At 59.2% G+C, this 26,009-nt stretch carries 27 protein-coding genes; 14 read left to right on the top strand and 13 right to left on the bottom strand.

Features of this window, described 5'->3' with window-relative positions:
* Positions 1 to 41 precede the first annotated feature (41 nt).
* From NOR51B_RS05460 to NOR51B_RS05455, 3 genes are all read right to left on the bottom strand, one after another.
* Positions 42 to 338, bottom strand: a complete 297-nt coding sequence (locus NOR51B_RS05460; RefSeq protein ID WP_009020313.1) for a HigA family addiction module antitoxin — start codon at positions 336 to 338, stop codon at positions 42 to 44.
* A complete protein-coding gene (locus tag NOR51B_RS15900) occupies positions 331 to 462 on the bottom strand; it encodes a hypothetical protein (protein ID WP_407635211.1) in 132 nt (43 codons plus the stop codon). The genes NOR51B_RS05460 and NOR51B_RS15900 overlap by 8 nt, the downstream gene beginning before the upstream one ends.
* 196 nt (positions 463 to 658) lie before the next feature.
* Positions 659 to 1,537: a tyrosine-type recombinase/integrase gene (locus tag NOR51B_RS05455; RefSeq protein ID WP_009021282.1), complete on the bottom strand. Its 879-nt coding sequence runs from the start codon at positions 1,535 to 1,537 to the stop codon at positions 659 to 661.
* A gap of 233 nt (positions 1,538 to 1,770) precedes the next feature.
* Between NOR51B_RS05455 and NOR51B_RS05450 the strand changes: the two genes are divergently transcribed.
* Positions 1,771 to 2,067, top strand: a complete 297-nt coding sequence (locus tag NOR51B_RS05450) for a type II toxin-antitoxin system RelE/ParE family toxin (protein WP_040481823.1) — start codon at positions 1,771 to 1,773, stop codon at positions 2,065 to 2,067.
* Between the two features lie 3 nt (positions 2,068 to 2,070).
* Complete coding sequence (locus NOR51B_RS05445) at positions 2,071 to 2,361, top strand: addiction module antidote protein (RefSeq protein ID WP_009021473.1); 291 nt, start codon at positions 2,071 to 2,073, stop codon at positions 2,359 to 2,361.
* Between the two features lie 342 nt (positions 2,362 to 2,703).
* On the opposite strand, the gene NOR51B_RS05440 is transcribed toward NOR51B_RS05445, so the two are convergent.
* The 4 genes from NOR51B_RS05440 to NOR51B_RS14860 all read right to left on the bottom strand — a co-directional run bounded on the left by NOR51B_RS05440 (position 2,704) and on the right by NOR51B_RS14860 (position 4,834).
* Entirely contained in the window at positions 2,704 to 3,081 is a 378-nt protein-coding gene (locus tag NOR51B_RS05440; protein WP_009021674.1) for a type II toxin-antitoxin system death-on-curing family toxin, read from the bottom strand.
* The gene (locus tag NOR51B_RS05435) at positions 3,078 to 3,311 is read right to left on the bottom strand and encodes a hypothetical protein (protein WP_009020971.1); all 234 of its coding nucleotides are present in this window, start codon (positions 3,309 to 3,311) and stop codon (positions 3,078 to 3,080) included. Before NOR51B_RS05435 ends, NOR51B_RS05440 begins: the two co-directional genes overlap by 4 nt.
* Positions 3,312 to 3,519: 208 nt before the next feature.
* Entirely contained in the window at positions 3,520 to 3,846 is a 327-nt protein-coding gene (locus tag NOR51B_RS05430) for a MarR family EPS-associated transcriptional regulator (RefSeq protein WP_009019013.1), read from the bottom strand.
* Between the two features lie 343 nt (positions 3,847 to 4,189).
* Positions 4,190 to 4,834 carry a transcriptional activator RfaH gene (locus NOR51B_RS14860; RefSeq protein ID WP_009021262.1) on the bottom strand — a complete coding sequence of 215 codons (645 nt, stop codon included), beginning with the start codon at positions 4,832 to 4,834 and terminating at the stop codon, positions 4,190 to 4,192.
* 267 nt (positions 4,835 to 5,101) lie between these two features.
* Here NOR51B_RS14860 and NOR51B_RS05420 point away from each other — a divergent pair, with 267 nt between their 5' ends.
* From NOR51B_RS05420 to NOR51B_RS05400, 5 genes are all read left to right on the top strand, one after another.
* The gene (locus NOR51B_RS05420) at positions 5,102 to 6,157 is read left to right on the top strand and encodes a Wzz/FepE/Etk N-terminal domain-containing protein (protein ID WP_009021060.1); all 1,056 of its coding nucleotides are present in this window, start codon (positions 5,102 to 5,104) and stop codon (positions 6,155 to 6,157) included.
* Positions 6,158 to 6,318: 161 nt separating this feature from the next.
* Positions 6,319 to 7,110, top strand: a complete 792-nt coding sequence (locus NOR51B_RS05415; RefSeq protein ID WP_009021125.1) for an SDR family oxidoreductase — start codon at positions 6,319 to 6,321, stop codon at positions 7,108 to 7,110.
* A gap of 90 nt (positions 7,111 to 7,200) precedes the next feature.
* Positions 7,201 to 7,566, top strand: coding sequence for a hypothetical protein (locus NOR51B_RS05410; protein WP_040481820.1), 366 nt, complete (start codon positions 7,201 to 7,203; stop codon positions 7,564 to 7,566).
* Positions 7,563 to 8,708, top strand: a complete 1,146-nt coding sequence (locus tag NOR51B_RS05405; protein WP_009018853.1) for an epoxide hydrolase family protein — start codon at positions 7,563 to 7,565, stop codon at positions 8,706 to 8,708. The genes NOR51B_RS05410 and NOR51B_RS05405 overlap by 4 nt, the downstream gene beginning before the upstream one ends.
* An 86-nt stretch (positions 8,709 to 8,794) precedes the next feature.
* The gene (locus NOR51B_RS05400) at positions 8,795 to 10,414 is read left to right on the top strand and encodes a sodium:solute symporter (RefSeq protein WP_009021423.1); all 1,620 of its coding nucleotides are present in this window, start codon (positions 8,795 to 8,797) and stop codon (positions 10,412 to 10,414) included.
* A 228-nt stretch (positions 10,415 to 10,642) separates the two neighbouring features.
* Here NOR51B_RS05400 and NOR51B_RS05395 read toward each other — a convergent pair whose 3' ends face one another.
* The gene (locus NOR51B_RS05395) at positions 10,643 to 10,855 is read right to left on the bottom strand and encodes a hypothetical protein (protein ID WP_009019250.1); all 213 of its coding nucleotides are present in this window, start codon (positions 10,853 to 10,855) and stop codon (positions 10,643 to 10,645) included.
* Between the two features lie 137 nt (positions 10,856 to 10,992).
* Positions 10,993 to 11,889, bottom strand: a complete 897-nt coding sequence (locus tag NOR51B_RS05390; protein ID WP_040481819.1) for a prenyltransferase — start codon at positions 11,887 to 11,889, stop codon at positions 10,993 to 10,995.
* Positions 11,890 to 12,041: 152 nt separating this feature from the next.
* Here NOR51B_RS05390 and NOR51B_RS05385 point away from each other — a divergent pair, with 152 nt between their 5' ends.
* Positions 12,042 to 12,653 carry a fumarylacetoacetate hydrolase family protein gene (locus NOR51B_RS05385; RefSeq protein ID WP_009021288.1) on the top strand — a complete coding sequence of 204 codons (612 nt, stop codon included), beginning with the start codon at positions 12,042 to 12,044 and terminating at the stop codon, positions 12,651 to 12,653.
* Positions 12,654 to 12,924: 271 nt separating this feature from the next.
* Positions 12,925 to 15,366 carry a TonB-dependent receptor gene (locus tag NOR51B_RS05380; RefSeq protein ID WP_040481817.1) on the top strand — a complete coding sequence of 814 codons (2,442 nt, stop codon included), beginning with the start codon at positions 12,925 to 12,927 and terminating at the stop codon, positions 15,364 to 15,366.
* A gap of 367 nt (positions 15,367 to 15,733) precedes the next feature.
* Here the strand turns inward: NOR51B_RS05380 and NOR51B_RS05375 are convergent, their stop codons facing one another.
* Positions 15,734 to 17,989 carry a TonB-dependent receptor gene (locus NOR51B_RS05375; protein ID WP_009021124.1) on the bottom strand — a complete coding sequence of 752 codons (2,256 nt, stop codon included), beginning with the start codon at positions 17,987 to 17,989 and terminating at the stop codon, positions 15,734 to 15,736.
* A gap of 334 nt (positions 17,990 to 18,323) precedes the next feature.
* Here NOR51B_RS05375 and NOR51B_RS05370 point away from each other — a divergent pair, with 334 nt between their 5' ends.
* The gene (locus tag NOR51B_RS05370; RefSeq protein WP_009020782.1) at positions 18,324 to 18,875 is read left to right on the top strand and encodes an HNH endonuclease; all 552 of its coding nucleotides are present in this window, start codon (positions 18,324 to 18,326) and stop codon (positions 18,873 to 18,875) included.
* Positions 18,876 to 18,894: 19 nt separating this feature from the next.
* Here NOR51B_RS05370 and gcvT read toward each other — a convergent pair whose 3' ends face one another.
* Positions 18,895 to 20,010, bottom strand: coding sequence for a glycine cleavage system aminomethyltransferase GcvT (gene gcvT / locus NOR51B_RS05365; protein ID WP_009021307.1), 1,116 nt, complete (start codon positions 20,008 to 20,010; stop codon positions 18,895 to 18,897).
* Between the two features lie 85 nt (positions 20,011 to 20,095).
* Between gcvT and NOR51B_RS05360 the strand changes: the two genes are divergently transcribed.
* Both NOR51B_RS05360 and NOR51B_RS05355 read left to right on the top strand, forming a co-directional pair.
* Positions 20,096 to 20,605 (top strand): shikimate kinase, encoded by a 510-nt coding sequence (locus NOR51B_RS05360; protein WP_009019866.1) that lies wholly within the window; start codon positions 20,096 to 20,098, stop codon positions 20,603 to 20,605.
* A gap of 333 nt (positions 20,606 to 20,938) precedes the next feature.
* The gene (locus tag NOR51B_RS05355; RefSeq protein WP_009019475.1) at positions 20,939 to 21,166 is read left to right on the top strand and encodes a PA3496 family putative envelope integrity protein; all 228 of its coding nucleotides are present in this window, start codon (positions 20,939 to 20,941) and stop codon (positions 21,164 to 21,166) included.
* 35 nt (positions 21,167 to 21,201) lie between these two features.
* Here the strand turns inward: NOR51B_RS05355 and NOR51B_RS05350 are convergent, their stop codons facing one another.
* Together NOR51B_RS05350 and NOR51B_RS05345 are read right to left on the bottom strand one after the other, a co-directional pair.
* Positions 21,202 to 22,062: a hypothetical protein gene (locus tag NOR51B_RS05350; protein ID WP_009020162.1), complete on the bottom strand. Its 861-nt coding sequence runs from the start codon at positions 22,060 to 22,062 to the stop codon at positions 21,202 to 21,204.
* Between the two features lie 2 nt (positions 22,063 to 22,064).
* On the bottom strand, positions 22,065 to 23,501 hold the full coding sequence (locus NOR51B_RS05345) for a glutamine synthetase family protein (protein ID WP_009019945.1): 1,437 nt from the start codon (positions 23,499 to 23,501) through the stop codon (positions 22,065 to 22,067).
* A 41-nt stretch (positions 23,502 to 23,542) separates the two neighbouring features.
* Here NOR51B_RS05345 and NOR51B_RS05340 point away from each other — a divergent pair, with 41 nt between their 5' ends.
* Together NOR51B_RS05340 and epmB are read left to right on the top strand one after the other, a co-directional pair.
* Positions 23,543 to 24,874, top strand: coding sequence for an NAD(P)/FAD-dependent oxidoreductase (locus tag NOR51B_RS05340; RefSeq protein ID WP_009020993.1), 1,332 nt, complete (start codon positions 23,543 to 23,545; stop codon positions 24,872 to 24,874).
* Entirely contained in the window at positions 24,874 to 25,944 is a 1,071-nt protein-coding gene (epmB, locus tag NOR51B_RS05335; protein ID WP_009020822.1) for an EF-P beta-lysylation protein EpmB, read from the top strand. Before NOR51B_RS05340 ends, epmB begins: the two co-directional genes overlap by 1 nt.
* Positions 25,945 to 26,009 lie beyond the last annotated feature (65 nt).

Raw genomic sequence — 26,009 nt, 5'->3', positions numbered from 1 at the left:
GTCTACCAAGAATCACGGTTTTCAATCGATTGTTTGACAGTTCACGCGGCGGCACACAGTCTTTTGACTTTAAGGTCTTCGGCATGCTGTTTCGCGATCCATAAATCAAACTGAATTTGCTGGTTCATCCAACTCTCTGCTGTCGTGTCAAACGCCATGGATAACCTGATTGCCATCTCCGCGCTGATGCCCGCCCTACCATTCAAAATAGCGGATAGGGTTTTTCTGCTAACACCCAGGCCGGCGGCGGCGGCGGTCACACTCAAACCCAGGGGCTCGATGCATAATTCCCGAAGCACCTCACCCGGGTGAGGTGGTTTGAACATTTGCTCAGCCATCTCTGTGAAAATCCTCATAGTCCGCAGCGAAAGCATCGGGGGAGCTAAACTCAAAAGCTAAGCGCCAGTTCCCGCTCACACGAGCAGACCACCTGCCTTTGCTGGCCCCGGACAAGGAGTGCAGGCGAAGGCCAGGTCACCCCATATCGCGAGGCCCGGAAGCCGCGTTAAGCCTAGCCAGTATCAAGCGCAGTCGCTGCGCGTGGTGTGGGGAGATTCCAGCCGTCGATCCATCAGTGAAGAAACGCTGCATTCCCTTGTGCCTAAAGCGCCTAATCATATCGAATGTAACCTATAACGTTACGCGTTACAATCAATATTCACGGTTCGATATCCTGACTGGCCTGCCAGGAGCGTAGATAGGCCACTACCGTGGACTCCGCCTGCCAGCCACCGCGCAACATGATCTTCTCCAGACTCTCACCCCGCTCCAGCAGGTCAAGAGCAGCGCCCACGCGAAATGAGTGACCACTTAGCTTACCGCCCAATTCCAGGCCGGCCTGCTGCTGTAATTCCTGCAATCGACGAGCAATGCCGCCTGGATGAAGGTCGCTGCCAATCTCACCTTTACGGTAGACCCGGCGCAGCAGGTACCCCGTGTTGCCTGTCAACTCGCCCCAGCGCTGAATATCCCCATGCAGAACTTCACTGATAGGGATCAGCTTGCCAGCACCGTATTGATCTGTCTTGGAAAACCGCAGCCGCAGGGCAGCCTTGCCGCTGGGGAGTTGCTCCAGGTCCTCAAACCGAAAGCTGCATAGCTCGTGGCGACGACGCATGGTCTCGTACCCCAACCTGAGCATAACCCTGTCACGCAGGCCGCGGTGACTGTCATCACATTCCGCTAGAAGTGCCTGCAATACGTTATGCGTCAGAGGTATCGCCTGACGCTGCCATCTTCCTTTGCGGCGATAAATGCGCTTCATCGCCAATACCACCGGGGCGCCCTTGCCGATATCTTCCCGGCCGCTCAGCTTTAGAATCGAACTAATGCTGGCTACATGACGGCGTACAGTGGAGCCGACACAGGTCTTGGCAAGATATTCGGCGAAACCAGCAAGGTCTTCCGAAGTCGCATCCAGTGGTGCCAAATCATTCTCGTCACACCACCGGGAAAATCGGCTGAAGTCGGACCGGTAGCTACGAATGGTGTTCTCAGCAAACGCGCCTTCAAACTCGGCGAACAGTTCCTCGATCATTGTGAGCCCCTTCCCTGAGTCAGCCCTGTTACAAGAGCTTAGTCACAAACAATCGCTAATCAATTAATCGCCTTGTTTTGATGGAAACGCTTACTGCCTGTTGAATCAACAAGCCCTGCGGAGCCGGCAAGCCGGATCTGATTGCCTCATTCCGCTTTCTGTTTATCCTGGCGCGGGACTAGCCCGCTCCATAAACCACTTGCCCGCCGTATCCATTTGGATACAATAGGCCCATGCGGAAAATCGTTCGCCCACTTCCAGAATTCACTAAATGGCTCAACAGCCTGGATGGTCAAGCGAGAGGTCGTATATCCGCTCGACTGACGAAGGTATCCCGCGGACTGACGGGAGATGTAAAGCCAGTCGGTGACGGCGTTTTTGAGTTGCGTGAGCACTTTGGTCCGGGCTATCGAATGTATTTTTTGGAGCGAGAGAAGGTAATGGTGATCATGTTGGGCAGAGGTACCAAGCGCACCCAAACGGGAGACATTGAGAAAGCAAAATCCTTGGCAAGAGACCTGGAGGAATAAGTTATGGCAAAGCGCAGAATAAGCGATCTGCCCGTCTTTGATGCGGCCGAACATTTAGATACTGAAGAAGCGCAAAGAGCGTATCTAAGTGCCATTCTTGAAGAAGGCGACACCGAGTTGTTTCTTCAGGCCCTTGGTGATGTTGCGAAGGCAAAAGGCATGTCAGAGATTGCGGAAAAGTCTGGCCTGGGCCGAGAGAGCCTGTACAAAGCCTTTGCTCCCGGCAAAAAACCTCAATTTGAAACGGTTTTCAAAGTGGCCAGAGCGGCTGGATTGGAAATCCGCATCCTGTAATACCTCTCGCATCTAACATGGCAAATAGTCCACCGTCTCTTGACTCAAATGCTGTGTAACACCAGACGATAGCCGGGCCACATCTTGAGGCGCTTGCCCTGCGCTCCAGCCAGGGGCCTCTGCACGTTCGGCCGGATGCACAGCGCTTATCTCGCGTCGCTAGCGCTGCTCAGCGGCATAATCAACTTCCCATCCGACTTAAATTTTATTTTTACAGCGGCGTTGAACGGATTCCATTCTTTTTTACCTCATCTTCAAACGCCAGCCTGTGGGTCATCCAGCGCAACGCCTACCAGCGGCGGGTGCGGCCTCGCGTATTGCTTACGGCCCGCACGACACGAATTAAACCGCTTCTGCGTTGGCGAGCAGCCACGAGCGGAGATTCTCGAAATTAATTTCTCCGGCGCCATAAAGCCCCAAAATTTGTCGTTGCGCGCTTTCATCGGTCGCAGTGATTTCAACTCCGTTGACGGCAAGAAAAGTGAACGTTGCCGCGAAGGCCGTTCGCTTGTTGCCGTCGACGAAGGGATGGTTTTGCGAAAGGCTTTCCCACATCGCGGCAGCCTCATCAATCAAGGTGTCGTAATAGCCTGTCTGAGGGCGGAATAACGCCGCCTCGAGTAATCCGGGGTCCCTTAACCCGTGAGAGCCACCGTAGCGCTCGATTTGGTCGCGGTGAATAGCGAGCACATCCTCCAGTAACAGGTAATCGAACTTCACTCAGCCAATTTCTTGTAGAGCCCCGAGTAGCGCTGGGTGCTCTTCAGGTACGCCTGCATCACGTGCTCCCGTCCTTTGGGCGCGCGCGATTGTCGCGTCGCTATATGCTCTCTTAACGCATCCTCCACAATCGCCTGAATTTGGCGACCCTCGGATCGTGCGATCTCACGCACGTTTGCCAGGATTTCGACATCTACCTGGGTGGCGAACTTTTCTCGTGTTACCGCCATCGCAAAAGCCTCATGATATTTCCTGATCTGTCATGATAAATCATGATAGCGGCTCCGGCAAACGACGGTTGGCCATTTAAGCGGCAGCCTTTAGTACACAAACTGCCACTGCCGCAAATGCCGAATCACCGTCGATTCCGCCTGCCAGCCGCCAAAGTAAAGAGCTTCCGCTGGCCGCAGCACGCCAACCGCGAGGTGATCGCAACGATCACAAATTGCTGCGCTGCGCCTCCTCCTGCAGCAAGCGGATCTCCGCGGAGAGGCGCTCGTGCTCCTGCAGCTTGCGCTTCAAAAAGGCCGTGGTGAGCCGGGCTTTACCCGCCAGGCCGCTGGGGGTCAGCACATACAGATAGCGCGCCTTGGTCTTGCTGCGCTGAAAGTTCTCCAGCTTCACCCAGCCTTTTTCAACCAATGCCTTCAGGCAATAATTGGCCGCGCCCACGCTCACACCCAGCGCCGCAGCAAGTTCGCGCTGGGTCATTTCGGGTTTTTCTTCGAGTAATCGCAGGGCGTTCAGGTGACGTTCGTCACTCATACTTTGCGTGGCCGTCGTGGTTAAATTTTTTTTGCCCGGGCAGGCTACCGCAGGGCGTGCACCTTCCCATAAAGTTGGTAGGTGGCAGCCCTGCGTTCAGATGTTGAACATCAGTCGCCAGCATACGCGTTCAGCCATTGAACGCAAGGGTAATTATCAGCGGCGCGGGGCATTTTCCTCAATACCGCAAACATCAGCGCCTAGCAGCCTGTCGGACTTAGGATGATCCTACTGCGGCGGCGTGAAACCGGCTCATTTTCCCGCCATGTTTCGTTGCGTAGCCCCAGCTGCAGGAAGCATGCGCGCCCAGGGCGTGCGAGAACCAGCGAGATACAGGCAAGGGTTATTGGTGGCAAAGTGCACCGAGCAGTGGATTGACCGTCACCCTGTTGCAAAAACCTGCGCTACCGACGGGCCAGCGTACTGGTGCAATATGCGGGCTAGGTCTCAGGGTCGATATCCTCGCGGGAAACCACCACCGAGCGCTGGACCCGAGCAGCGTAATCAGCACCTCGGCGCGGTCCTGCCCCTTGGGCATTTTGAAAATACCGGAAAGCCCCTCGAAGGGTCCGGCCTCAAAGCGCACGGCCTGGCCCGGCTGAAATACCGCCTCAGACGCATCGGGTGATTCACCGATCGACAGCAAAGGCTGCATAACCGCCTCGGGCACCGGCACAAACTCGCGGCCCATGCGCACCAGGCCAATGCAACCGAGGGTTGAGCGAATCGGGGCCGGGTCATCCACGCCCAGGCGCAGTGCAACAAACAGGTAGCCCGGAAACAGCGGCTCAATGACCTGCTGCCACTTACCCCGTTGCCGCTTGCGCAGCTTGATCCGGGGTGCGCAGGTCACAAAGCCCTGCCGCTCGAGCTGGCTTTTGGCGACCCCTTCCGACCGGGGTTTACTGGCTACCACGTACCAGCGGCGCGGCGCGGCGGCGATCCCGTCATTGATCGCGGATTTTTCCTGCGCCGGGTCAGTGCCCATAGTGTGATCTCGCCTGCGAATGCATCGCTCAGTGTACCCGCGGCCTGAGCAACATTGAATGTGGCGCCATTCCCATGGTTTAGATAGTAATCTTCCCGCGGATTTCCCAGTCTGGCCGCGCGGGCAAGCGGTTATCGCAACCACCCTATACTGCCGGACACTGCAAAGAAGACCGATAATGGACAAAAGGAGAGTTTGGCTTGAAGTGAAGACAGTTCAGCGCAGGAAAGTCATAATGCGCCGATCCTTCCCTAAAGAAAGCCGCTCATGAGCAATCCATCGCAATCCCAGGACACCCCCGTCGACCCAACCGGCAATCCACAGCCCCAGAATCCTCCCCCGCCCGGCGTTTGGGTGCCTTCTTATCAGTGGTCCGACGCCCGCGATGACGAGATCGACCTGTTCGAACTAATCGCTGGCCTCTGGCGCCGGCGCTTTCTCATTGTCGCGCTCACCGCTGCCTTTGTTATCGCCGCCGCAGGCTATGTAACGTTAATCGCCACACCGACCTTTGTAGTTGAAGCGCGAATCCGGCCTGCCACTGAACAGGCGCTAATCGGTTTGAACAAAGCCCGCAGTTTTTCCGTGGGTCCGGCGGCGGCACTCGCACAGTTTTCAGCGGAGTTTCAATCACGCAGCGTTTTGCAAAGCGCTTTCGACGCCGTAATGTCCAGTAATCCAGGCACCGTCGCCTGGACCGGCGAAGAAATGCCACCTTCCCTCACCCGGGAACAGCTATTTCTCGAGGGCTTTTTGCCGAGAATCAATATTGAGGAAGAAACCGTTCCGTCTGGCAATGAGTCCATTCGACTGCTCTCCTTCGAGGCGCAGAACGCGGAGGCAGGAAGAGACACCCTAGACGCCATTATTCAAAGGGCTAAAGCCGCAGCCACCACCGCCATAACAAACAGTTTCACCGCCAACCTGGACCTTAATATCAGCCAAAGAAAACGCGAACTCGAACGGATCCTGGCACAAATCGCCGACGGCCGGACCGACATGACCCGAATAGCCACCGAGGTCGCACAGAGCGAGACCGGGCAGGGTATTGCAGTTGCCGACTCTTCGGGTGTGCGTTACACCTCGGTGTCGGCGCAGCTACAGGCCGAGATCGCGCAGCTCGAGGTACTCCAGAAAATCCCGCTCGATAATCTGCAGGTCATTCGCATCGACCAACCCCCCATCGCACCAACCCGGCCCGTGAAACCAAAAAAGACCCTGATCGTGGCCGCTGCCGGTGTAGCCGGTGCCCTGTTTTCTTTATTGGTGGCACTGGTGCTGAATGCCCGCGATGCCCGGCGGGCAAGCGCTATAAGCCAGTAGCGGTGAAACAACCGATGGGTTTTGTTGCTGCTGGACGCCGGGCAGTAGACGTCAACGAGCAGTAAATAGCGGCGCGATGACCCCATCGGCCCCATTGACATCACTGAGTACGCCGCGTGAATCGGTCCAATAATCAACACTGAATGCTTCAAAGGAACCCTATGAACACCACCACCCTCTTCTCCCTCGCCGGCCGCACCGCCCTCGTCACCGGCGGCTCCCGGGGCATTGGCCGAATGATCGCCGAAGGCTTTCTCGCTCAGGGGGCGACGGTGTATATCTCCTCGCGCAAGGCCGATGTGTGCGACGCCGTGGCCAAGGAGCTCGGCCCCAATTGCCATTCGCTGCCTCAGGATGTCTCGACGGTGGCGGGGTGCCAGGCGCTGGCTGAGGCCTACGCTGCCAAGGAATCGAGCCTCGATATTCTGGTCAACAACGCGGGCGCCGCCTGGCTTGCCGAGTTCGAGGCCTTTCCCGAGCAGGGCTGGGACAAGGTCATGGATTTAAACGTGAAATCGGTGTTCTTTCTGACCCAGGCGCTCTACCCGGCGCTCAAGGCAGGCGCGAGCGCCGAGCAACCGGGTAAGGTGATCAATATTGCCTCCATCGACGGTATTCGCCTGAACCCCTGGGAGACTTACAGCTATCAGGCCTCCAAGGCCGCCGTGATCAACCTCACCCGGCGCACCTCGGCACGGCTGATTGAAGACCACATCAACGTGAGTGGCATCGCGCCCGGGGCGTTTGCTTCGGATATGAATACCGCCGCGCGGGACCAGGCCGATAACGTGCAGCAAACCATTCCCGCCGGCCGCATTGGTCGCGATGAAGACATGGCCGGAACAGCGATTTACCTGGCCTCCCGCGCCGGGGATTACGTCGTTGGCGAGACCATCGTCGTCGACGGCGGCATGGTCCACGCCGAGCTCAAGGGCGACTGGACCTTCGACTGAGCCTTCGACTGAGCCTGTGCCAGCCTCAGCGGGCACGATCGCCCAAGCTGCGCTAGGATTGACGATCAGCCCTCTAACGGAGCCACGCCCATGAAGCGCTTTATTGCCGCATTCCTGCTTGTCACCGCATCACACACCCCCTTGGCCAACGACGTCGGCGATGCCTTTATCGGTATGTGCGACCGGGTTGAAGCCTGCGTCCGCGAGGAAATGGTCGCCAGCGGGGATGTCAGCGAAAGCGTCATCGAAAAGGCCCTCGGCCAGATGCGCCAGCAATGCGCCTCGAAAAAAGGCGAGTTTGAGGCGAGCATCCCCGACGATCGCGCCGATGAGGTCGTCGCCTGTTTTGAAGCGGCCTCGAAGCTCGACTGCGAGGTCATCAAGAGCGGTGAGGATCCGACCGGTTCGCTCCCCGCCTGCGAGGACCTGGAAGAACTGATGAACGAGTCCCAATGAGCGCGATCACGCCCTTTACCATTGCCATCGATGAAGCCGATCTCGACGACCTGAAACAACGCCTCGGCCGCACCCGCTACCCGGAGCGCGAGGCGGTGGATGACTGGTCCCAGGGGATTCCGCTGGCCACGGTCCAGTCCTTCGCCGAGTACTGGCGCACCGGGTACGACTGGCGCCGCTGCGAGCAGGAGGCCAACGAGTGGCCCCAGTTCATGACCAATATCGAAGGCCTCGATATCCACTTTTTTCATATCCGCAGCGAGGTCGGCGGCGCCACGCCGCTGCTTATGACCCACGGCTGGCCGGGCTCGGTGCTGGAGTTTCTTCCGGTGATCGAATCTTTGGTCAACCCGGTGGCCCGGGAGATGGCCTTTGATCTGGTCATTCCCGCCCTGCCCGGTTACGGCTTTTCCGGCAAGCCCGCGCGCCACGGCATGGGCATTCCACAGATCGCGAGGCTCTGGGATGAGCTGATGAAACGCCTCGGCTACCACCACTACCTCGCCCACGGCGGCGACTGGGGCGGTCTGGTCACCCAGGCGATGGGGGTGCAACAACCCCGCGGTCTTCAGGCGATCCACACCACCTTGCCCATTGTCGCGCCGGGGGACGCCGAATCCCCCACCGAAGCCGAGCTCAAACAGCTGGCGAGCTATGAGTTTTACGATCGCTGGGACAGCGGTTACTCAAAACAGCAGTCCACGCGACCGCAAACCGTGGGCTACGGTCTGGCCGATTCCCCGGTGGGGCAGCTGGCGTGGATTCTCGAAAAATACGGCCAGTGGACCGACTGCGCCGAGGGCGCCCAGCGGGTTCCGGACAACGCCGTCAGTCGCGACCGGCTGCTCGATGTGGTCACCCTCTATTGGCTCACCAACAGCGCCGCGAGTTCGGCGCGGCTGTACTGGGAGAGCTTTACCGATTTCGACACCACACCCATCGAGCTGCCCGTCGGGATTTCCCAGTTCCCCCACGAGGTCGTGCGACCCCTGCGGCGCTGGCTCGATTCGCGCTTCAGCGACATCGTTTATTTCAACGACGAGATTGCCAACGGCGGCCACTTCCCAGCCCTCGAGGTACCGGAAGCGCTGGTGAGCGAGCTGCATGGCTGGCGCGGGGCGCTGGCGGAAAGCGGTATCTGATAGTGAATGCTTACTACGATCCAGCCCCTATGAAAGAGACCCCTGTGACAGAGACCCCATGACCGAATCCCTATGACCGAGCCCCAATGACCGAATCCCTGAGCACACTCGACTGGTGGGTCATCGGCGTCTATCTGGTGGGGCTGATTGGCTTTGCCGTGTGGCTGTCCCGCTCCCAGTTCAGTCGCGAGGACTATTACGTCGGCGGTCGACACGTGGGCGCCTGGCCGGTGGCCCTCTCAATCATGGCCACCCAGTGCTCGACCAACAGTATTCTCGGTGCGCCGGCGTTTGTTGCCTTCGCCGCCGGCGGTGGCCTGATCTGGTTGCAGTACGAGCTGGCCGTGCCGCTGGCGATGCTGTTTCTCATCCTGCTGGTCATGCCGATGTTCCGGCACCTGCAACTGGTGTCGGTGTACGGCTATCTTGAACAGCGCTTTGACTTAAAAACCCGGCTCACGCTGAGCGCACTGTTCCTGTTTGTGCGTGCCTTTGCTACTGCGGTCACGGTGTACAGCATCGCACTGGTGATCGATCTGATTACCGGCGTGGGCTTTTTCTGGTCGGTGGTACTGCTCGGCGCCTTTACGGTGGTGTACGACGTCTTCGGCGGTATACGCGGGGTCATCTACAGCGATGTGATCCAGCTGTTAATCCTTGTGGTGGTCCTCGCCGCCATTCTGGGTTCACTCATCGGCGACAGCGGCGGGCTGATGGCCATGCTCGATGCCGTCCCCGACGAGCGCCGCCAGACCCTCGACTTTGCCCACCATGGCCTCGGAGACGGGGAGACCTTCGCCTTCTGGCCCATGCTCATCGGCGGCTTTTTTCTGTATGTGTCCTACTACGGCTGCGACCAGAGCCAGGTACAGCGCACCCTCAGCACCGCCAGTATTGACGAGACCAACAAGGCGCTGTTCCTGAACGGGCTGCTGCGCTTCCCGCTGGTATTGCTCTACTGCCTGGTGGGCGTGGGTATTGCCGTTTTTGCTGTGCAGGAAACGTCCTTTATCGACTCGTTGCCCACAGTTGACGGCACCCCCGAGTACAACCTCGCCGTACCGCTGTACATGATTAACGCGCTGCCGAGCGGCGTGGTCGGGCTCGCGATTGTGGCGCTTTTTGCAGCCGCCATGTCATCGCTCGATTCGGTGATCAACTCCCTCAGTGCTACCACCATGGAAGACTTTGTCCGCCGCTTCCATCGCGGTCACTGGGACGATCGCAAAGAGCTACTGCTTTCGCGCCTGCTCACGGTCACCTGGGGCACCATCACGTTAATCATGGCGTTTTATGTGGGAGACATCGCCACCACGGTACTGGAAGCCATCAACAAGATCGGCTCGCTGGCCAACGGCCCTATTCTCGCGGTGTTTTTGCTCGGCTTTTTTACCCGACGCGTGGGGGGCACCGCCGCGGTGATGGGTCTGGTTACCGGTGTGCTGGTCAATGGGTGGCTATGGCGGTTTCAACCCGACATCTCCTGGCTGTGGTGGAACCCGCTGGGGTTTGCCGTGACCTGGGGTGCCGCCTGTGCGGTGACCGTCGTCTCTCGCTCAGCGCCTTCAGCTGCCCTCGATACCAGTGAAATCGATGTGCAGCGCTACCTGCGCGAGGAAGCCAGCATCAATTGGTACTGGCGCAGCGGCTGGCTGCTGCTCTGGTTTGCCGCCTTGGCGCTGTTATTACTCTGGATAGGGATGTAGATAAGGGTATTGATCGAGCGTTAAATGGGCCGTCAGCACCGAGCGAGTATCGAGAGCCCTGCAGTCAGGCGGCAATAACTCCACTACAAACCCGAATACGCTGATCGCTGGCTGGCTTTACTTCAATTTTGATTTAAGTAGGAATTTTGAGCTAAGTAGGGTCGTATCTTGGGGGCGGTTCCGAAGTATCGACCCCGAAGAATCAATAAGGCAAGGCGTCAACCAGACTCACAATTTTGCCAGGTAACCAATCAATTTATCGGACGAAAGGGTATCGACCTTGCCCCCGTCGCGCCCACTGGCATCGAGCTGAGCCGACTCGCGCTGTTCAAAGATGCCGCGCAATAAATGCGTGAGGTCTTCCCGAAGCTCCACATCCGCAGCGTCCTCGCGGTCCGGTGTTACGGCGTCAAAAATAGTACTGTAGGCGAGGTTGTCCATCTGATGGGACTCCGGTAGATACCGCGAATTTATGCTGACTATTATGTCCCTTTTGACCATGAGTGACCTTGGAAGTTCCCTCCCTGCCGACCGCCACTCCCGCCGGGGCGGCACGCCTCGAGACGACAACGAGAACCTCAGGCCGCTATCAGTAGGGGCACTGCGATGAGCACCGGGGTGAACAGCGACACCACCACATTACCCGCCATTGCCGGTAGCAAGGGCTGAACATCGCCAGTAAAGCGCAACGCCCGCAGGGTAACCCATGCCATCAGGGGTGCAGTCAGCAAACCAGTGAGCGCTATAGCCGGCAGCACCCCAAGCGTTGTCGCGCCAATCAGCGTTAGATAAGCGAGCAGCCCGCCCCCGCCGTAAACCACCGCGGCCGTTCGCGCGCCGTAGGCAATGACCACATTGTCACGCCCGCTACGCCGATCGGCATGGCGATCGGGGAATTGATTGAGCAGCAGCAGATTATTGACCAGAAAAAACGGCACCAGCGACAGCCAGACGCCCGCAACCGATACCCCACCGGTGATACAGACCTCGGCGCCGAGGACCATCATCGGACCAAAACCGAGGCCCGGCGCCACCGATATAGCAAACCGATTGCGGCTGATAGGGCCGCTGTAAAGCACGACCAGCGCCAACCCGATCACACCGAAGGGCAGCAGCGCCCGCCCCACCCGATCGATAAGCCACGCGCCACACGCCAGGGTCACCAGGACACAGGCGATACCTAGCCCTAACGCCGCATTGGCCAATTGGGGGTGGGCAATCAAGGTCCCGCTGCCCCCGCTGAACGGGGTTCGCTGCGTCTTAAAATCGAGGCCCGAATGAAAATCGCTGACCTCGTTAAGGGCATTGACCGCCGCGTGGGCCGCGATGGCACCCAGCAGCACCGGCCCGAGGGCAAACCAGTCGGGCTCCCCGCCCGACACAACCCCAGCCGCGATACCGAGCAGCACACACGCCGGGGTAAGCAGCAAAAAACCAGGTCGGATAACGCCAAACACGGGACGCCTCGGCGCCATCGGTAGACTCTCTGCAATCGGGAGGCGGTAGTGTGCTCGAGTCGGGGCGCGGCGCCAAGGGTGCGCAGAGTTCTCACTTGTATCCGGCAGTGGCTAATTCCAACCGTCGTGGTAGCGTTTCACCGTCCAATACAATCTCTCGGAGGGTATTCATGCATCAGGTGCAGTTTATGGGCGAGGAAGTAACGCCGGGTAAGATTATCTGTATCGGCAAAAACTATGCTGCGCATATCGCCGAGATGGATGGCCAGGTGCCCGATGCCATGGTGGTGTTTATGAAGCCGCCGGGCGCTATTGGCGATACCCTGCATGCCCATGCCGGCGAGCCGCTCCATTACGAGGGCGAAATCAGCTTCCTGATGCGCGACGGTGAGGTCGCCGGTATCGGCTTTGGACTCGATCTCACCAAACGCGCATTGCAGGGAAAGCTCAAAAAAGCCGGCCTGCCCTGGGAGCGCTGCAAGGCCTTCGATGGCGCGGCGCTGTTCAGCGAGTTTGTGCCCGCCCCCGCCAATCTCGAGGCGCTGCGCCTCGAAACCTGGGTCGATGGGGAGTGCCGCCAGAACGGCGGCGTTTCGATGATGCTCTACCCGCCTGCCGTGATGCTGCCGGAACTGCAAACCTTCACGCACTTCGCCGATAACGACATCATCATGACGGGAACGCCTTCCGGTGTCGGCGAAATAAAACCCGGCGAACGTTTTGAGGGCCGGGTGTTTGATGGCAATAGGCTGCTGGTCGAGGCGACCTGGAGCGCGGTTTAGGTGCAAGAGCAGCAGCAACCGCCCTCGGGAAAGACGACCACACGTGACGCCAATCGACAATCCATGGCCTCTTCTGTAGCCGCGAAATTCCGTCACGCGGCCCCTTTGTCGCGAAAAAATTCGCGTCAAAAAATCGCGTCTTAGAAAAATAACATACCGTGTTGAATGTTTTTGATCTACGGTTTAGGCTTGAACCTGGTTACGGACGGCGCACAAACTATGGGCTACCGATGCCACCCAAAATAATAGTGATAACGAAGAGGATATATTCATGAAGCAGAGAACTCTCGGCATAGCCGTGTCCGCAGCCATTGCGGCAACCTGCATTGGCGCCACACCCACCTTCGCTCAAGAGCAGGCCGCAGGTGGTCTCGAAGAGATCGTGGTCACCGCGCGAAAGCGTGAGGAGAGCCTTCAGGACGCCCCGCTCACCATGCAGGCCTTTTCCCGGGAGCGTCTGGAAAAGTTTGATTTAACGAGTATCGAACGGCTGCAGGCGGCCACGCCCAACCTGTATGTGGCGCGGGTATCCAACGGCTCCGGTGCCCAGATCACGATGCGCGGTATTGGTGCCTCGAGTGCCACCAGTATCGGGATAGAACAGTCGGTGTCCGTGATTCTGAACGGCGCCTACTACGGTCAGGGACGGGTACTCAACGAGGGGATGTTCGACCTCGCCCAGGTCGAGGTCCTCAAAGGGCCGCAAACCCTGTTCTACGGCAAGAACGCTACCGCCGGCGTAATCTCGCTGCGCACTGCACGCCCCACCGACGAGTTTGAGGGTACTTTGCGCGCGGGTTACGAATTCGAAACCGAGCAGACCCGCATCGAAGGTATTCTCTCCGGCCCCATCAGCGACAACTGGAGTTACCGGGCCGCGTTGCGCTGGTCGGACATGAACGATGGCTATTACAGCAACAACGCCGTCGACAAAACCTACACCTACCTCGACCCCACGTTTACACCCGTGTTGACCGAGGTCGTTCCGGGCGATACCCGGAATATGCCCCAGGAAGAGGAGGTCATCGCACGTCTCGCGCTCGCCTACGATAACGACAGCAGCCTGAGTGCCCTGCTGACCGCCCAGTACACCGATGTAGAAATCCTCAACTCGGCCTACAACAACATTCCGTTTGAGTGTAACAACGGGTTTTTCCCCGCAGGTCAAAATGGCTCGGGGTTTGAATGTGGCGATAATTTTGCCGTTGCCCACAACCGAATGCCGGCAACGCTGGCGGCGGAAATGCCCTTCGCCCGCTCCAACGGCGATCTGTACAACGAGTACGACAGCTATTCAATCAACCTCGAGCTCGACTATCAGCTCACCGATAATCTCGCCCTGAATTCTGTCACCAATATTCAGGAGAACGAAAACAACTGGGCCCTGCCCGGTGACTTCGCCAACGTCGACAACGGCATTTTCGCCACCGAGCACGCCACCTGGGAGGCGTGGTCGGAAGAACTGCGCCTGAACAGCCAGTTCGACGGGCCCTTCAACTTCATGCTGGGTCTGTACTATCAGGAGACCGAGCGCGACTTTAACCAGTGGGTGACCTTTGGCTTTGCCTCATTCAATGACGCTGCACCCCCGGGGCTCGAATACACGACGTACAACAAGCAGAGCGTCACCGACGGCGAGACAATGTCCGCGTATTTTGAGCTGGTCTATGACATCACCGATACCGTAACGATCTCCGGTGGTGCCCGCTACGTCGACGAGACCAAAGATTCGTTCTTCGAACAGCCTTATGTTCATCCCTCGGGTCAGGGTGCGCTGGGCTGGGCCGAAGGTCGGCTTGAGGCGGACCAGAGCTTCGACGAGGTTACCCCGGAGCTCACCGTCAGCTGGCAGGCAACGGATAACGTCAACCTGTATGCGGCCTACAAAACCGCTTACAAGTCTGGCGGCTTCTCCAACGGCGCTGTGCTGAGCTTCGAGAACCAAAACTCCGTGTCCGACTTCACCTTCGAACCGGAGACCGGTGAGGGCTTCGAGGTCGGTGTGAAATCGACGCTGATGGATAACCAGCTGCGCCTGAACGCCTCTGTTTACCAGTACACCTACGAAGACCTGCAGCTGGACTACTTCGACTCCGCGGCGATTGTCTTCATCACCCTCAACGCCGGTGAGGCCACGTCTGAAGGTGTCGAAGTGGACTTTGAATATGCGCCGTATGCCCTCCCCGGACTCGTAGTTCGCGGTCTGGTAGCCTACAACCAAGCCGAGTACGACGACTTCATCGCCCCCTGCTGGGAGGGCCAGACCGTGGAAACCGGCTGTAACGCAGAGTTGCCCGGCATTGCCGCGAGCAAACCCGGGCAGGATATCAGTGGTCAGCCCACCGGTATGGCGCCGGAGTGGAGCGGCTCGCTGGGCTTCACCTACGACGGTGAACTGGCCAACGGCATGGGTTGGGGCGTTGCCTTTGATGCGCTCTACAGCGACGACTACACCGCGTCAGCGCTGGGCAATCCTTTCGCCGGTCGCGACAGCTTTATCATGACCAATGCTGCCGTCTATCTCAGGGGCGTCGACGACCGGTGGGAACTCAAACTGATGGGTAAAAACCTTGGTAACGAGGTGGTGGTCAACGGTGTGCTCGAGTCCGCCGGCAGCCGTAACCCGGCCGGTGGCCCGGGCACCCATGCCGACCTCATTGGTTTCGCCGGCGTCCCCAAAACCATTCAGGCGCAGTTGACTTACAACTTCTGACACCTGCAGTAATCAAGGGGTGGTGGATCGAGAGATCCATCACCCCTTTTTTTGATTTCGTAGCCTGCCCGGACGAGCCACCCTGGTGGTTGGATCATGGCTGGGTAAAAACACTGTCCCGGTTTCGCACTTGCGAGGTGGGAGAGCGGGGAGCCCTTTGGGCGTCGTCGAGCGACTACGACAGTGCGCTGACCCTGCTGGAGATACGCGAGCAGCTCAAAGGACTACCGGCTGCCTCGCCGGCGAAAAGAACGCAGGGTTGGCCGTCAGCAGCTGCCATTCAGTCTGATACTGGTTCCATCAAGTGCAGTCTCGCAAGGGTTTCGCGAATGACTCCGTAGCAGCCGCAGACGCCCCGCCCGGTCAATCAGAGCGTATAACTCGCCTGCACCCCCACCGTCGCCGGCCTGCCCAGTGGAGCGAAGGTGCCACCGAGCGACGACGGCAGCTGGGTGTCGTTGCCATGGCGCACCGTGTTCAGGAGGTTGCGACCAAATAACGACAGGATCCAGTGTCCATCGCCGGTATGGAAGTCGAGGGCAACATCAAGGATTTCCTGTTCGAGGATGAACCCGAGGTTGTTATCGGTGTAGGCGGTGTCATCCCGGTAGCCATAGCTTACCCGTGAAGAGAGGTAGCCGTGACTGCCGAAATCGATGTCGTAGATACCACTCAGACTCCAGGTCAGGTCAGGCGCGCGGGGCAGGCGCAGGCCTTTGTCGGCATCATCAACCACGCCGTCGCCATTGATATCAAAGGCCACCGCCGTGTATTCAGCGTCCAGATAGCCCAGCGATGCTTTGAGGGTAAAACTGTCGGTTACCGCAAACGTACCCTCCGCCTCGACGCCGTAGATATCCGCATCCGCCGTGTTCTGAATCAGCTGTAGCACCACCGACGTCGGGCTGGGCAGGTTCACCTCGCGCTGCATGTCCTTGACCTTGCTGAAAAACGCGCCCACGTTCAGCTGGCCTCGGGCCCACTCCGACTTGTAACCGATCTCGAAGTTATCGACCTTCTCCTCGTCAAAGGGGCCGGGGCCAAAGACGATCGGAAACTCGGTATTGCGCAGGTTATAACTGCCCGAGCGATAGCCCACCGACCAGTGGGCGTAAACCCGGCGCTGGTCATCAAGGGCGTACTGGGCGCCCAGACGGGGCGAGACAAAGCTCCAGGATTCATCATCGGTGAAATCGTAAATACACTCACCCTGCCCCGGTCGCGGTTTGCCGATGTAACAGGGGTTATTGACGTTGGCCGAGACGGTCGCCACCTGGGCGTCTTTTTCCTCTTTGGTCCAGCGCAGTCCTGCGGACAGCGTCAGTTTATCAGTGAGGTCATAATCGCCGGAGACAAACACACCCAGACTGCGGACATCGAGAATCCCGCCACCCTCCTGGGTAGACCCGGGGACGATGCCATCGGGGGTACGGGTGCCACCGATCAGCCGATCCTCGTCATACTTGAGCTCGCTTTCGAACAGGAAGACACCGGTGGTGAGCTCGAGCCGGTCGTCGAGTAAACGGCCGTTGTAACGCAGTTCGTTGGAGATTTGCTCGTGTTGAGTGGTGGTATCCGAATTGAAGAATACCCGCGGCTGGGAGTCGATGTCCGCATCGGTCTCCATCTCCAGTGAGCGCACACCAAAGACATTGGTCACGGTGCCGCCCCACACGTCCCAGTTGGCGGTCAGATTGAAAAAGTCAGCGCTCTGTCGCGAATAGCCGGGGTTGTCGATGCTGAAACCAAAGCTGTCGCGATCAAAATTGATCGTCGCCCCGGGAACCCCCGAGCCGTTGGTGTGGGTCTGGCCCGACGGACCGTCGGCATCCACATCCTGATACTCGTAACGGGCGATCAACTCAAGGGTGTCGGTGGGTCGCCAGGCGATGGAGGGGCGCAGCAGCAGCTGCTCGTAGGCACCATGATTCGATCCGTCGAACTGATTCTCCAGCGCACCCTCGTCGTCGTTTACGTAAACCGCCAGTTTTGCCGCGATCGTGTCCGTGAGACCGCCCGTGATCACAGCCTGGACTATGGAACTGCCGCCACCGCCCTCCTCGGTAGGCACCTCGTAAGACCCCCTGGCCTTGAAGCCAAACTCGGCATCGGGCGCCCGGGTATTCAGTAGTACCGCGCCGGCGGTGACATTCCTGCCAAACAGCGTACCCTGGGGTCCGCGCAGGACCTCGATACTTTCCAGATCAAAGGTATCGAACACCACCCCAACACTGCTGCCCAGATAGACGCCATCGACCAGTACCCCCACCGTCGGGTCGATGGAGGGAATGCCGCTGTTGAGGGCGAGCCCCCGGATCGAAAAGTTGGCGTAGCCGCGCCAGGTCCCAACCTCGTCCAGCACCACATTGGGCATGCCCACCGCGAGGTCAGTGAGATTGCGCACCTTGAGGGCATCGAGCTGTTCGCTATTGAAAGCGCTGATGGCAATCGGCACGTCCTGGCCGCTCTCTTCACGCTTGCGCGCAGTGACCACGACTTCCTCGAGCAATACTGCCGACGAGCCGCGCCGCGTATCCTGAGCCTGAACCACCGGGGTTAGCAGCGCCGCACCGAGGCATACGCTGAGAGTGGATCGTGCAAGCCGAGGCTTACCATGGGACATCGGGGAAACTCCTGTCACTGCATCGTGTTTCGCGGATTACGCCGCTTTGGGGACCTACGGTCGACGAGCGTTGGCAACGTGTGTTGCCGATTGTAAAACATCGGCAATTCACGCCTTCCTCACTCGCTGCTGTTTACCCACCTGTTGTTATGTTCGTAGTCAGAGCAAACAAGCACAGCGTTTATAACAGATTGGCGGCAAAAACGAACCTTGAAGACCCATCAACTGGCCTGTGTTTATGGCCCAATTACTCTACTTGTGCTGGAATGGGCAAGAGTAATTGTCACAGCCTGCGTTTTTCAGTAGCTTAAGCAAAACCGGACGAGCGAGACCGATGCACGCAATCCTGAAATTGGATGTGGCTGGTCAGCCCCGAGGCTGGCTTACCCTGCACGAAGCCGTGACGGCCTATGCCCGAGGCGATGTCCTCTTTGGCATCGGCGACGCACTGCCGCCCGTCTACGGTGGTATTCAACGCTGCAGCGGCGAGCGCTCGCAGATCGTTTTGCAACCCATTATTGCCATCGATGGCCGCGTCCGCGGTGGTTTTACACCCCCTTTGTGCAACCGAACCCTGTTTCGCCGCGATGACCATCGCTGCCTCTACTGTGGCCAGCAGTTTTCACGCAGCGAGCTGACCCGCGACCATGTTCTACCGGTCTCCCGCGGCGGTGATAATCGCTGGGAAAACGTGGTGGCCGCCTGTCGGCGCTGCAACTGGGCCAAAGACAACCGCACCCCGGAAGAGGCCGGGATGCCCCTGCTTGCGGTACCGTTCAGACCCAACTCCCACGAATGGCACTTTCTCGCCAAAGATCGGGTGATGGCGGATCAGATGGAGTATCTGTCGCAGCAGTTTCGCGCCGACCGCGCCTGGGCGCACTGAACAAGACCCAAGGGCCCGCTTATCCCCGGTAATAGCGCGGGGGCACAAAGGGCATCGGAACCACTTCCGCCATCACTATCTTCCCCCGCACGTCGACCTGCACCAGGGTCCCCGCGGTGGCGTGGTCGACCGCGACAAACGCCATCGCTATGGGCGCACCCACGCTGGCGCCAAAGGCCGACGAACTGATGCGACCGATAGCCTGGCCGCTCTGGTCGCACACCAGCTGGCCGTCGCGCACCGGGCGTTTGCCTTTCACCCGCAACCCGACCCGGCGTTCGCCGATCCCCTCCCGCCACTGGCGGTTGATGATCTGGGCGCCGGGATAGCCACCGGGTCGCGCGCCATCGACGCGTCGGGCTTTGGCGATGGCCCATTTGAGACCCGCCTGAATCGGAGTAATGCTGGCGCTCAACTCGTGGCCGTACAGACATAACCCGGCCTCGAGACGCAGCGAGTCCCGGGCGCCGAGACCAATCGGTGCGACCCCCGGCTGATCGAGCAGTAATGTCGCCAAACGCTCCGCCTCCGCCGCCGGGATCGACAGTTCAAAGCCGTCTTCCCCGGTGTAGCCGCAACACGACACATAAACCGGGACACCATCGATAGCCGCCTCAACGCCGGTCATAAATACAAGCTCGGCCGCGTCGGGGCACAATGCAGACAGCACCTCCCGGGCCCGCGGACCCTGCACCGCGAGCAGTGCGCGATTCTCGAGCACCTCCAGCGAGCATCCCGGCAGGTGCGCCCGCAGATGGTCCACGTCGGCTACCTTGCAGTCGGCGTTGACCACCAGAAAAAAGCTGTCGTCGGCCCAACGGGTGATGATCAGATCATCAAGCACGCCGCCCTCTTGATTGAGCAGCAGCGAATACACCGCGTGATGGTCTGGCAGCGCCGCGAGGTCTGCGGGCACGAGCGCTTCAAGCTCGGCGGTAGCGACATCACCGCGGATCACCACCTGCCCCATGTGGCTGACGTCGAACAAACCCGCCGCTTCGCGGGTGTGCCGATGCTCCTTGAGGATACCGTCACTGAACTGCACCGGCATTTCGTAGCCGGCGAAGGGCACCAGTTTGGCACCGAGTTCACGGTGTAACGGCGTTAAAGGGGTTTGCAGCAAGGTCATGGGCATCTCCTGAATCGGCGCCTATTCTGCGCAGTGGCTGGCCCGAGAACAAGCGCCGCGCTAGAGTGACGACTGGCAAACGGAGACAGAGATGAGCAGCGACCACGTGATTAGCCTGATTGGGTTTCCCGGCAGCGGCAAAAGTACGGTAGGCGTTTTGCTGGCGAAACGTCTCGGGCTCGAGTTCATCGACACCGATTTGCTGATCCAGACCCGGGAGCACGCCACCCTCGCCGAGATCATTGCCGCCAGCGATCACCACAACCTGCGCCGTATCGAAGAACAGGTGCTGCTCGATATGCCCATCGGCCCCAGCGTGATCTCGACCGGCGGCTCGGTGGTCTATAGCCCCACCGCCATGGAGCGCCTGAAAAAAGTCTCCACCGTGGTCTACCTGCGCGCCACCTACGTGACCGTGGAATACCGAATCTCCCTCGCTCCCGACCGCGGCATTGCCTCGGGCGCCGACGAAACCCTGGCTGATATTTACAGCGAGCGTATTCCGCTCTACGAGCAGTACGCCGATATCACCGTGGATGTAGACAACACCCCCGCCGAGACGCTCGCTGGACAGATCACCGCGCTGGTGGACGCCCAATAACCCTCGCTGGACGCGTCCATTCCGCGAACCCTGCCGGTGAATACCCGCCGAGCCCGCAAAAACTCGTGCCCTAGTTTCTGGCACGGCGTTTGCAATCCCCAGGGTGGCGGCCCGCCGCACCGAGGGATTCGGTAACAGACGCGGATCAACTCCATCCGTGGCCAGGGAGGGCTTTCTGTCGGCGGGCCGCCATATTTTTTAATAGTTATTAAAAATCATCGACGCAATTCCAAAATAATCGTAGCCATAGCGCACGACTCGGCGCTAACTCGCGATTAGGGCTGACAGGGTTTTGTCGGCGTGGACTTGTTCTGAATCATCGGGAGGTGATTTATGGGTGAGCGTAAACAGGAAGCGTCGAACGAAGACGCGTTTGACGACTTCTTCGACGTCACAGTGGGCGAGATGCTCGAGGATGAATTCGAAGAGGTGGTGACCGCTTCGGGGCGATCGGAGCAGGCGGAGCTCGCCGTCAAACGTCGTCGTGCCGAAGCGCGGTTGGAAGCCTTGCGCCTCCGCGAAGAGCTGGGTGATTACGACTTCGACTTTGACGACCTCTGAGCGTTAGGCCATCGCCCGACCCCAGCGGCGAAAGGTCAGTCGGTAATCTCCTCGTGGCTTTTCGCGCCTATCTCGTTTTGCCACTCGAATACATTGAGTTCGATAAACACAAACGCAAACAGCCACAACGCCGCATCCCAGAAATCGAGAAAATCACCGCGGAAACCCCAGTACACCGCCGCCCATAACAGCGTTCCATACAGCACTATTTTTGCGGTATTCATCACCGGCAATACGCGCGCGGGTACGCCACCCTTGAGCTGCAGGCGCACCTCTATTTCGAGCATGATGACAATCAGTATCCAGGCCGCCGCATTGATCAGATCCACCGACGCCAGCATTTTTGCCGCATCGTGAGTGAATTCACTGGCGACCACCTGATCGAGATTGGTCAGATTGACCATCGCCGTGCCGTCGCAATTCGTGGCCGATAGCTCGGCAAAATCGTCGAACTTTAGCATCAGCGACCAGTCCTGGCCGACAAGTTCGCAGGCACTGCCGACAATAGGGGACCCGTCCAACAGCGCTATCCACTCCGCGTAGTAGCCGAAGGCGGCGAAAATAATTAGAAGGCCGCATAACAGACGAACCGTGTGGATACTCAACTTGGTGCCGCCGACCAGTTTTTCGTCGGGAAGCACCGCGGTCTCCAGCTCAAACAACAGCAGCAGCACAACCCAGGCGATGGTATCGATAGTGGCCGAGAACATGGCGATGACCGACGTCACGGTCCATTCACTGCTGCCACTGTGGGCGGCCGTGGCCGTCTCCTGCTGCAAAAACAGGTAGATATTAAAGCCCAGCGCCAGATAGACGAAATATTTTACCGCCTGAAAAGTGCGGTGGCGCCAGCCTCCGGGTGCCCAGGGGGAAATCGTTTCGCTGTCGCTCGTCATGGTTATACCTGTAGCAGCAGGTGCTCGCGTTCCCAGCGGCTGATCACCCGGTTGAATTCTTCAAACTCATCGAGCTTCACGGCGGCATAAGCACGCATAAACAACTCGCCAATCATGGCCTGCAGCTCGGGGGTATCGTTGAGTCGTCGCACGCCTTCCTCGAGGGTTCGCGCGAGGACAACGGCATCGTCGTTAGCCGTGCCACGATGTGGCGGTGTCGGGTCGAGCTTCTGGCGCATCCCCAGAAGACCACTCGCCAGCGATGCCGTAATGGCCAGATAGGGGTTGGCGTCGGCGCCGGGGAAGCGGTTCTCGATACGCAGATTGGCAGCATCGCTGTTGGGCACCCGGAACGCGGTGGTTCGGTTGTCAAAGCCCCAGCTCAGGTTGATCGGCGCTGAAATATCCGGTGCCAAGCGACGGTAAGAATTGACGTTGGGCGCGTAAAAACTGATCAACTCGGGGGTGTAACGTTGAAGACCGCCGATAAAGTGCATCATCGCCGCGGTGGGCTTGCCGGCTTCGCTGCAGAAAATATTCTTCCCGGTGGCGATATCAATAACGCTCTGGTGCAGGTGTAGTGCACTGCCCGGCTCTTTCTGCATCGGCCGCGCCATAAAGGTGGCGTACATGTCGTGCTGCAGCGCGGTCTCGCGGACGGTGCGTTTGAAGGCAAACACCTGGTCGGCAAGGCTCAGCGGATCGCCGTGATTGAAGTTCACCTCCATCTGCGCCGCGCCGTTCTCGTGAATCAGGGTATCGAGGTTCAATTCCTGGGCATCGGCGTAGTCGTACATGTCTTCGACGAAGTCCTCGAATTCCGCCACGGCATCGATGCTGTAAGAAAGGCGCGCCGATTCCCGACGCCCCGAGCGGCCCTTGGGGGGAATCAGCTCGTAATCCGGATCGGTATTTTTGTGCACCAGATAAAACTCCACCTCCGGTGCAAGAATGGGTTTGAGACCGGCCTCCTCGTAGAGCGACAGCACATAGCGCAGTACATTGCGGCTGGACAGCGGGTGCGGATCGCCGTTGGGCTTGTAGCAATCGGCGATCACCTGGGCGGTCGGTTCCCGGGCCCAGGGCACCATGCGCAGAGTGCTCGCATCCGGGCGCAGAATCATGTCGGTGTCGGTGGGCTCGACAAAATCCCAGTGGTCATCGGTGTACTCACCGGTGACGGTCTGGACCATGATGCTCTCGGGGAGCTTGTGGTCCCGCTCGGTAATAAACTGATAGGCGGGGATGAATTTGCCCCGTGCATTGCCGGTGACATCGGGCACCAGACACTCGACCTCCGAGATCTTGTGCTCCTCGAGCCATTTCGAGATGGCTTCGGTGTCACCCACCGGGATCAGATCGCTGTCGAAGGTATCTTCGGGGAAATAAACCGTAATGCCGTCACTATCGGTGGCACTGCCACTTTCATCGCTACTCATAATTAGTCACTTTTCGTCGTGTCCACCTGGTCACTTTCAGTATGGGTTGGCACAAGGCCACCGGCAAGCGGCATAATACGCTCATGACCACTTACGAACAGCATCCCGACTCCTGGTATGCGGCGTCAACCGCAGACCTGTCCGATTTTCCACCCCTTTCGGGGGAGGTGAGCACCGACGTTTGCGTCATAGGCGGTGGCTATACCGGCCTGTCGAGCGCCATCCACCTGCGCAAGCTCGGTTACCAGGTCACGCTTCTCGAGGCCAATCGCGTCGGTTGGGGTGCCTCGGGCCGCAATGGCGGTCATGTGGGTACCGGCCAGCGTGCCGGCCAGGACGATCTGGAAAAATGGGTGGGGGAAAGCGCAGCCAAGGACCTGTGGCAACTGGGCCTCGACGCCGTGTCACTGGTAGGGGAACTGATCGATACCCACGGGATCGACTGTGAATGGGGCCACGGCTGCCTGCACGTCGCCTCCCGTGCCGGTCACGCCGCCGAGCTTGAAGAGGAAGTTGCCCACCTGCGCGATCATTACGGTTACGACCAGATTGCCTACCTCAACAAGGAACAGGTCGCCGAGCGCACCAGCGCCCGGGGCTGTCACGGCGGCACGCTCGATTGGGGCTCCCGGCATTTGCACCCCCTGAAATACGCCGCCGGTCTGGCGCGAGTCGCCGCCGAATTGGGGGTCAAGATTCATGAGGGCAGCCGCGTGCTCGGTTACGAAGAAGGGCCCCTCGTCAGTATCCGCACCGACTCGGGCAGCGTAAAGGCCCAAAAAATGGTGCTGGGTTGTAACGGCTATCTCGGCACGCTCGAACCGCGAATCGCCGGTAACATCATGCCGATCAACAATTTTGTCATCGCCACCGAGCCTTTGCCCGATGCGGTGTGCGAGCGTCTGATCAAAGACAATACATCGATGTCGGACACACTGTTTGTCATCAACTACTGGAAGCGCTCGGCCGACAATCGCATCATTTTTGGTGGCGGCGAGACTTATACCAAGCAATTCCCCGCCGACATCAAAAATTTTGTTCGCCCCTACATGCTCAAGATCTACCCCGAGCTCGCGGATACGCGTATCGATTACGGCTGGGGCGGCACACTCGGCATTACCATGAATCGCATGCCCGATTTCGGCCGGCTGGGGCATAACGTGTTTTATGCCCACGGATTCTCAGGCCATGGAGTGCCCACGGCGACCCTGGCGGGCAAATTACTGGCCAACGCCATTCACGGCGATACCACCGATTTCGATCGGATGGCCGCCGTGCCTACCCACCGCTTTCCGGGCGGTACGCTGCTGCGTTGGCCAGGACTCGTGGCGGGTATGCTGTTTTACAGCCTGCGCGACAAGCTCGGCGTTTAATGACCGCAAAAACCGCGCTGGCGGCGGACGCCCTGCTCGCCCGGGAGTCCGCACCCTGGCAGACCCAGCTGCGCAACGCGGTGCGCTCGGTTAGTGCCCTGCTCGACAGCCTGAATCTGACCCCGGCTGACGTTGAACACGGGGAACCTAAAACCCGTGGCGAGGACGCGGAGCGGGCGGCGCAGGATTTTCCCGTGCGCGCACCCCAAAGCTTTATCGATCGTATGCGCCCGGGTGACCCCAATGATCCGCTACTCAGGCAGGTACTGGCGGTATCGGCGGAGCAACAGCATGTGCCCGGCTATGTTGAGGATCCGCTACAGGAGCGCGATGCCAACCCGACTCCCGGTATTGTTCATAAGTATCAGGGTCGACTATTACTGATGCCCACCGCGGCCTGCGCGGTGCATTGCCGCTACTGCTTCAGGCGTCACTTTCCCTATGCCGATAATCGTCTGGACGAGGGCGCCCTCGATCGGGCTATGGATTATCTGGCCTCGCAGCCTGAAGTCACCGAGGTCATCCTCAGCGGCGGCGATCCGCTCATACTCGATGACGCTGCTCTGGGTAGGCTTATTGACCGCCTCGAGTCGCTAGGTCACTTATCGCGGCTGCGCATCCACTCGCGACTGCCGGTGGTGCTCCCCGACCGACTGACCGAGGCGCTGGCCGAACGACTGGATGCCTCGCGGTTATCGACCAGCCTGGTACTGCATGGCAACCATCCGGCGGAAATCGATGCCGGGCTGACAGAGCGACTACAGCGCTGGCGACCGGCCTCCCTGACACTGCTGAACCAAAGCGTGCTCCTCGCCGGGGTCAACGATGACCCGGCGGTACTGATTGCACTGAGTGAACGCCTGTTTGAGGCAGGCGTTTTGCCCTATTACCTGCACCTGCTCGACCCGGTTGCCGGTGTCGGTCACTTTGCCGTGGCCGACGAACAGGCACTGGCGATCTATCGGCAAATGGCGGCAAAACTACCCGGGTACCTGCTACCCAAGCTGGCCCGAGAATTGCCGGACCTGCCCAGCAAAACCACTTACGGGCTCGATACGCTGGCTGGCTGAAGCCTATAGCCTGGCGCTACACAATCGATACCGAGCACAAAAAAGCGCCCTCCGAGGGGCGCTGT

The sequence above is a fragment of the Luminiphilus syltensis NOR5-1B genome, assembly GCF_000158175.1.
Classification (GTDB): domain Bacteria; phylum Pseudomonadota; class Gammaproteobacteria; order Pseudomonadales; family Halieaceae; genus Luminiphilus; species Luminiphilus syltensis.
Note: the sequence above shows the minus strand (reverse complement) of the source record. Positions and strands in the feature narration are given on the sequence as shown.